The organism is Bacillus cereus group sp. N8 (assembly GCF_016483685.1).
Taxonomy (GTDB): domain Bacteria; phylum Bacillota; class Bacilli; order Bacillales; family Bacillaceae_G; genus Bacillus_A; species Bacillus_A proteolyticus.
The window spans coordinates 1-384 of sequence record NZ_JAEHBK010000142.1 but is presented as its reverse complement, the minus strand read 5'-3'; the positions used below and the strand labels follow the sequence as shown (position 1 = coordinate 384).

Here is a 384-nt window from a genome sequence, read left to right as displayed (position 1 = left end):
AATCGTTTTAGATTTAGATGGTACTTTATTAGATTCACAAAAGAAAGTGTCAGAAAGAAATAGAAAGGCTATACTGGAGTGTCTGAAGAAAGGAATAAAAGTTATTTTTGCTACGGCAAGGGCGCCACGATCAGTTAAAGTTTTTCTTCCTCACGAACTTCAAGACATTGCAACTATGATTTACTACAATGGAGCTTTGGTAGTAGATAACGCATTAGGTTACAGACAACATTACCCGATTGAATCAGCAATCACAAAAGAAATTATAGAATTTGTTATTACTCACCAGGCTGATGCATGCCTCTCGGTTGAATCGGAAGATACATGGTACAGTAATAAAACATTGGATTACAACAAAACCATGAATGCAGTTGTAAATCCAAT

General features: G+C 35.4%; 1 protein-coding gene. It reads left to right on the top strand.

The features are described from left to right. Position 1: 1 nt before the first annotated feature. The coding region (locus JDS80_RS30760; RefSeq protein ID WP_346011440.1) for an HAD-IIB family hydrolase at positions 2-384 on the top strand (383 nt) is incomplete at its 3' end.